The sequence below is a fragment of the Pseudonocardia ammonioxydans genome, from assembly GCF_900115005.1.
Taxonomy (GTDB): domain Bacteria; phylum Actinomycetota; class Actinomycetes; order Mycobacteriales; family Pseudonocardiaceae; genus Pseudonocardia; species Pseudonocardia ammonioxydans.
In genome coordinates this window covers 24,718-31,627 of record NZ_FOUY01000052.1, presented here as the reverse complement: position 1 = coordinate 31,627, position 6,910 = coordinate 24,718, and the positions used below count along the sequence as shown (strand labels likewise).

The following is a 6,910-nucleotide window of genomic DNA, read 5'->3' as shown; positions in this document are numbered from 1 at the left end:
CGGCGAACCACTCGGCCGAGGATTGATCGCCGCGCGGGTGGTAGGTCGTGAGCTGGGTGCCGCCGGTGTCGTCGAGGCCTTCGGCCAGCTCGGTCCACAGCTGCTCTTCCCCGTCGGCGGGGTGGTCCCCGCCGAGGGTCCAGGTGACGTTGTCGCGGGCACCGAACCGCTCGCCGAGGAACTCCCCATAGCCACGGGCGGACGACTCCGTGATCGCGGCGCCGGTCTGTTTGTCGCCCCACACCGGGTGGATCGCCAGATACATGCCGCGCTCGGCGGCCGCGTCGATCGCGAACTCCACCCGATCCCAGAACTCGTCGTTCTCGGCCGCGGCGTCCACGGTGTCACCGGGGGACTCGGCCCCGGCCTGGGGGAACATCGCCACCGTCTGGACGACGTTGAACCCCTGCTCAGCACGGGTGCCGAGATACTCGGTGATCTCGTCCTCGCTGAGCTTGCCCAACATTGCCCACGCGGTGTCGGCCAGCCAGAAGAACGGCTCCCCGTCCGCGGTCAGGAACCGGCCATCGACCTGCAGATACGGCGGATCGCTCGTGGAGGACTCGTCGGCAGCCCGCTGCACCGGCCGGTCGGTATCGGCGGTGAGCAGGCTCATCCCGAGACCTGTCACCGCGGCGGCCGCGACCACGGCCCGGGTCAGCCGCCAGCCTCGACGGCCGCGGCCAGCCCGTGCCGGGGACGGCCAGGCGCGAGGAACTGGCTGAGGGGACGGCGTGGTGATGAGGTCGTGGCTGGTCATCGGGCGGTGGCCTCGGCGGTGTGGGGTTGGATGCGGTAGCCGCGGTCGTCGATGGGGATCGCGCGCTGCTCGCGGATGACCTCGACGTCGCGGGTGATCTCGGCGCTGTCCGGTCGGCGGGACACGTCGACGACGTCGGCGATGAAGCAGGGCAGGCCACGGTGCAGGACCAGGACCTTGCCGCGGCCGAGTTTGCGGATGTCGCCGACGCGCATCACCGGGCTGGTCTCGGTGCCGATGCTGTGCCGTTCGGGGCTGAACATCCCGTCGATCTGGACCTGGCGGCGTTGCCGCTCATGGGTCGCGCACAGCTCGGAGACCCACTGCAGGGTGCGGTCGTCCTTGATCCCGCCCCACACGCTGAGGCTGGTGGTGTTGTCGAGGACCTCGCGGTAGCCGACGGGGCCGAAGATGCGCTCGAGCTGCGCGAGGGACTGGGCCGCCCAGTGGATGACCACGCCGCGGCCGGCGGCGTCGCTGATCACCTGGGCGAGGCCGGGGATGGGGGTGCCGTTGGCGAGCTCGTCGAACACGTTGGTCACCGGCGGGTCGACGCGGCGCGCCGGGTAGTCCAGCGCCATCTCTTGTGCGGTGCGCAGCCAGTGCTCGGCCAGCGCGGTCAGCACCGGGACGGCCTCGGCGGCCTGCTGCTGGTCGGCGATCAGAAACAGCGACCCGCCTTGGCCGATGAACCGGCGCACGTCCAGCCCACGACCGTGCGGTGGGCTGAGCAGCTCCCGCAGCCGCGGGTCGGTCCAGGCCCCGACCACGCGGCGCACCGACATCCACACCGCCGAGGCCGTACGCGGATCCAGCCGCATCTCCGCCGACAGGTTCGCGGCCAGCTCCTTGTGCCCGGCGAGCTCGAGGATCTTCACCGGCCGCGGATCCGCGGGCAGCGGCCGGGCCGGGCGGCCGTCCTTGGCGCGGGGCTCGGGCGGTTCGGTGGACCAGGCCCGAATGTCGTCGACGCTCGACCCGGACACCGCGGCCGCGACCAGGTAGGCGGTCATCACCACCACCGCGCGCTCGCGGAACACCCGGTCGTTGCCCGCACCACCCGACCCGCCGGCCTCGACCCGCACCGCCGCGGCCTCGACCAGCGTGAACGCCCGCCGGCTGGCCTCCTGCTGATCCTCACAGCCCTCGATCAACGACCAGCGCAGCGGCGACGGCCACGCCAACCGGCCCGTGGCGTCGTAGACCACCACCGGCCCGGCCGTGCGGCGCCGCGACCGCGCCAGCGCCGCGAACTCGACCAGGTCGAGCTTCGTGGTCGAACACAGCAGCGCACCGGGCGCGTCGAGGACCTTGTGCACCAGATCCATACGCGACTTACCGGACTGGGTCGGGGCCAAGGTGCCGGTCAGGTTCGTGAACGACAGGTACAGCTCGGTTTCGCGGTACCGATAGAACGGGATCCCGACCTCGGTGCCGGGCGCGCTGCGGCACTCGGACGGGCTCAGGCTCGGCCGTGTCCGCTCGGCGCTGCGCCGCGCCGCCGGAAGCGACAGCTCCCCGGCCAGCTCGGCGCGGGTCGCGTGCCCGGACGGGGCCGGGCGCCGCCGGCGCCACCACCACCGCCCGACCAGCGCAGCGGCGACGGCCAGCACCGCCACCACCGCGACCAGGCAGCCCACGAACACCGTGGACTGCTCGGTGAGCAGTGCGGCGACCGACCCGCCCGGGAGCGGGCCACCCAGCCACGAGCGGACCAGCCACACCGCGTCACCAGGCCCGACCACCGTGACCGCGCCGACCGTGAGCAGCCCCGTCAGCACCGCGGACGCCTCGATCACCACGATCGCGGCCACCACCAGTCCCAGAGCCGTCAACGGCAGCGCCAGATCCGCCGAGACCGAGCGGGTATCGCGCGCCCGGGTCACCGGGCACTCCCCGAGTCCCGCGACGACGCTCCACCCGAACTGCGCCGCCGGGTCTGACCCGTACTGCGTGCGGAGCCCCGCGAGGTCGACGACGACCCCCGCCGCTCGGTCGCATCGGCGGTGCCGCCCGAGCTGCGCGACCCCGACTCGCCCGCCGCGCCGCGCTGCTGCCAGGGGCCGGTGATCGCGAACAGGACGCCCGGTTTCTGTATGCCGGCGAAGAGCACCGTCCCATCAGGGGAGAAGGTGGGACCGGTGAACTCCGAGTCCATCTGGCTGCGCGCGATCGGGTAGACCTCCCCGTCGGCGCTCACCCCGGCCAGGTGGTTGTCACCGTCGCCGTCGGTGGACACGATCAGACCGCCGTACGGGGCGGCGACGATGTTGTCCGGGGCCTCGACGGTCTCGCCGTCGACCTCGGTCGCGAACACCGTAGTGAGCCGCAGCGTCGCCGCGGCGGGGTCGTAGAACCAGATCTGGCCGCGGTGGGAGTCGGCGAAGCTGGACACCACCCAGGCGCCGCCCTCGCTCCACCACGCGCCCTCGAGTTTCGCCGCGCGGGTGATGCCCTCGGCCCCGCGCAACGGCCCCTCCTCGGCCGCGCGGTCCTCGATCGGTACCCAGTCGACGGCGTAGACGGTGTCGACCTGAGCAGCCTGGGCGAGGTCCTCGACCAGCGATCCGTCGGCGTCGGTGCAGGCCATCGCGGCCAGCTCACCGTCGCCCGCGTCGAGCGTCTTCAGCTCCCCGCTACGGCCGCGGAACCCCGACGGTGGGGACCACCGGTACACGGTGCCGTTCGGTCCCTCGGCGTCCTCGGTCAGGTAGATGGTCAGCTCGTCGGGGTCGACGCAGAGGGCTTCGTGGCGGAACCGGCCCAGCGTGGTGATCGGCTCCGGGTCCTGGTTGGCGTCCAGATCGTGCGGGTCGACCTCGAACACCCAGCCATGGCCGTCGTCCTCGGTCTCCTCACACGTCAGCCACGTGTCCCACGGGGTCACCCCACCGGCACAGTTGGTGGAGGTCCCGGCCACGCCGACGGTCTCCCAGAGCAGCTCTCCCTCCGGCGTGGTCTTGATGATCGTCACGCCGCCGCCGGTGTCGTCGCGATACACCAGCCCGTCAGCGTGCGGCACGGCGCCGTCGTCGTCGGGGCCACCACGAACCTCGTGGTTGAGCACGACCAGCACGTCACCGTCCTCGGCGGCGAACGCGGCGGCACCGTCATGGATCCCCGGGCTGGGGTCACCCTCGTAGGTGCGGGTCCGCCCGGCCTCGGTCACCACCCGGTAGGCAAAGCCCTCGGGCAGCGCGAGCATCCCGTCCGGGTCATCGACCAGCGGCCCGTACCCGCTGAAATCCTGCCCCACGGCCGCCGCGGCGGCGGTCGGGGCGCCCAGCAGCCCCGACACCGACCCGAACAAGCTCACCCCGAGCCCGAGCTGCCCGGACCGAGCCAGCAACGTCCTGCGGTTGATACCCACAGAAGGTCCCTCCCGAACGATGTGTGTGGTCGACGACGGCTTACCGGCCGGGTCACATGGCCAGCGCCGACTCCGACGGCGCCCCGACATGGGGGCGGTAGGTGGTGACGTGCCAGTCCGCGGCAGCGATCGCGGTATCCGGGTCCGGGTAAGCCCCCGCCTCACGGGTCGCGGACACCACCACCAGCTCGGTCGGCGAGATCCGCCGGTAGGCGAAGACCTGCTCGTGGTAGCCGCCGTGCGGCGGGTAGTGGCGGATCGCGCCCTGGCCGGTGGGGTGACCGATCTCGTCCTGGATGGCGCGGGGCAGGACCTCGACGGCGGCATCGGTCAGCCGGTGTTCCGGGCCGGCGCCGCCCGCGGCGCTGCCCTGTGGCGGTCGGCTCCACCGCTGCCCGGTCGGCGCCGGCCCGGTGAGCTGGTGCGTGGTCAGCTGCACCGTGCCCCCGCCGCGGCGGCGCCGGCGCAGCCGGGGACGCCCGTCGGAGCCGGTGCCGATCTGGGTGAGCGCTTCGCGGGCGCGGACGACGAGCAGCGTGTCCCGGTCGATCCACCACGCATCGGTGTCACGCCAGTAGCGCCCGGCCGGGTCGCGGCGCGTGGTCGGGGCGTAGTAGGTGTAGGCCGCAATCGGTGCGGTGACCGCCCACCCTGCACGGGCCAGGGCCCCGCGGGCGGGCGCAGGGAGCCGTTCCCAGCCGATCGCATCGTTGTGCTGCCACTTGATCCGGGCAGGGGGCACAGCAGCAGGGGGGCCCGCAGCCGGGCCGGTGGGGGCGGGTGGTGCCGGGGTGCGGCGGGCGAGGAATCCCATCAGCGTGTCTCCTTCACAGCACGGCGGGCACGGGTGAGCAGCACGGTCCAGACCAGGCCCCGCACGCCCCAGCAGGCCAGCGCGAGCCCGGCCAGCGCGCCGATCACGCCGGCCTCGAGTGGCATCGCCGCCCGCGAGGCGCCGGCGATATAGGCGACACCGACGGTGGCCAGCACCGTGAGCACCAGACCGACCCGGTTGGCCGGCAGCGGCGCGAGCCGCCACACCTTGAGCAGCAGCCGGCCCCCGAGGCGGCGGTGGTCGATCCGGCTGGCCGGCCACCCGGACGGGAACGGCGCACGCGTGGGCGGGACATACCGGCTGGCCGCCCATGACGGCGCCGGGCCGGTGGGCCGCGGCGCAGGGGCCGTCGGGCCCGGCGGCCACCGTGGCGGCACGGGCTGCGGTGGGGGACCGGGCGCATAGCCGGGGATCGGCGCGTAGTCCTCGAAAGCGACCGGGGTCCCGGCCGGGGCGTAGTCGTCGTAGACCGGCGACCGGCCTGCAGGCGTAGTCCCTGCCGCGGGCGCCGTGGCCTCGCTCGCGGCGGTGGCGTCGGTGCGGGCCTGGTCGTATGCGGCCCGGCGGGCCGGGTCGGCCAGCACCGCGTACGCCGCCGCGACCCGGGCGAACCGGACGCTGGCGTCCGGGGCGGGATTGAGGTCGGGGTGCAGCCGCCGGGCCTGAGCACGATAGGCCCGCCGCACCAGCTCGGTGCTGGCATCGGTGCCGACCCCGAGGTCGGCGTAGAAGTCACGCTCGCAGTCAGCCATGGTCACCGGTTAGCACCTCCCCCTGACAAAATTCCGGTCGAGTACGGGCGCTCATGGCGCCGCCTCGGCCAGAGCGGCATCCGGTGCGGGCTGGCCGGGAGGGCCGGCGATGTGGCGGATATGGGTGATCTCGGCTTCCCAGTCCGACAGCGGCTGCAGGATCACCCCGGTCGAGGAGTCGTAGGCGTTGACGACCATGCCGTGACCGACATACATCCCCACGTGGCGCGGGTTGCCCGGCGAGCCGAGCGAACCCGGGATGAACACCAGATCGCCCGGGGCAATGGTCGCGGCGCTGGCCGGGGAGCCGGCGGATTTCTGACTGACCGTGCCCGCCGGGATCGGTACCCCGGCCTGGGCCCAGGCGGCGAGCATCAGCCCGGAGCAGTCGAACCCGTCGGGGCCCTTGCCGCCCCACACATACGGCTTGCCCAGCTGGGCCAACGCGAAGGTGACCGCGGCCCGCTGCGCCGGATCGGTCGGCGGGGTGAACCCCGGCGGCACCGCCTTCGGGTCGATGTCCGACGGGGCCAGCGGCACCCCGACACCACCCTGGTCCGGGCAGGCATACGCCGCGGAGGCCAGCTGCACGTTAGGCGCCTGCGGCGCGGCCGGGGCCGGGACGGGGTTGTCCGGGCCGGACCAGAACTGCTCGACCAGTGCCGCAGCCGGGGCCTCCTGGGGGGCGTAGCGGTCCGGGAACGCCGAGGCCTGCACCGCCTGGGCCGCCGCGCCGGGCGGCATACTCGCCCAGCCCGACAGGGCCACGAGCCGGTCGAGGAAGATGTTGGTGGCATAGACCGGGTTGGTGACCTCGGCCGGCGAGCCCCAGCCCTGCGAGGGCCGCTGCTGGAAGAGCCCGAGAGAGTCGCGGTCGCCGTGACCGACGTTGACCAGCTGCGACTCGACGATCGTGGTGGAGATCGCGATCACCGCCGCCCGCTTGGGCAGGCCGCGCTGCATGACGATCCCGACGATCGTGGCGGCGTTCTCGGTCTGCTCGGCGTTCCAGTCGCTGCCCCCGATCGACTGTGAACCACCACCGAGGCCGCCGTCGCCGCCACACCCACCTCCGGGCAACGCCCCGGACACGGCGCTGAGCATCGCCATACCGATCGTCAGCGTCGCAGCAAGGAACGTCACGATCACGGCGCCGACGGCCACCGCCACGCCGGCCTTGCCCTGGTTCACCG

The 6,910-nt window shown here is 73.4% G+C and carries 6 protein-coding genes; all 6 read right to left on the bottom strand.

Going from position 1 to position 6,910, the window contains the following annotated elements; all coding sequences use genetic code 11:
- Window positions 1-616: glycoside hydrolase family 140 protein (locus BM093_RS30010; RefSeq protein WP_177238788.1), on the bottom strand; the 616-nt coding region annotated here is incomplete at its 3' end.
- Window positions 617-756: 140 nt separating this feature from the next.
- On the bottom strand, window positions 757-2,646 hold the full coding sequence (locus BM093_RS30005) for a type IV secretory system conjugative DNA transfer family protein (protein ID WP_093354607.1): 1,890 nt from the start codon (window positions 2,644-2,646) through the stop codon (window positions 757-759).
- On the bottom strand, window positions 2,643-4,130 hold the full coding sequence (locus BM093_RS30000) for an alkaline phosphatase PhoX (protein ID WP_245773885.1): 1,488 nt from the start codon (window positions 4,128-4,130) through the stop codon (window positions 2,643-2,645). The genes BM093_RS30005 and BM093_RS30000 overlap by 4 nt, the downstream gene beginning before the upstream one ends.
- A 52-nt stretch (window positions 4,131-4,182) precedes the next feature.
- Window positions 4,183-4,944, bottom strand: coding sequence for a hypothetical protein (locus BM093_RS29995; RefSeq protein ID WP_093354596.1), 762 nt, complete (start codon window positions 4,942-4,944; stop codon window positions 4,183-4,185).
- On the bottom strand, window positions 4,944-5,717 hold the full coding sequence (locus BM093_RS29990) for a DnaJ domain-containing protein (RefSeq protein WP_245773886.1): 774 nt from the start codon (window positions 5,715-5,717) through the stop codon (window positions 4,944-4,946). Before BM093_RS29990 ends, BM093_RS29995 begins: the two co-directional genes overlap by 1 nt.
- 51 nt (window positions 5,718-5,768) lie before the next feature.
- Window positions 5,769-6,908, bottom strand: coding sequence for a C40 family peptidase (locus BM093_RS29985; RefSeq protein ID WP_093354586.1), 1,140 nt, complete (start codon window positions 6,906-6,908; stop codon window positions 5,769-5,771).
- Window positions 6,909-6,910 lie beyond the last annotated feature (2 nt).

What these genes read in the sequence shown, in the direction of transcription:
- BM093_RS29995 (WP_093354596.1), bottom strand. Translation starts at nt 4,944, where the DNA reads ATGGGATTCCTCGCCCGCCGCACCCCGGCACCACCCGCCCCCACCGGC.
- BM093_RS29990 (WP_245773886.1), bottom strand. Translation starts at nt 5,717, where the DNA reads ATGGCTGACTGCGAGCGTGACTTCTACGCCGACCTCGGGGTCGGCACC.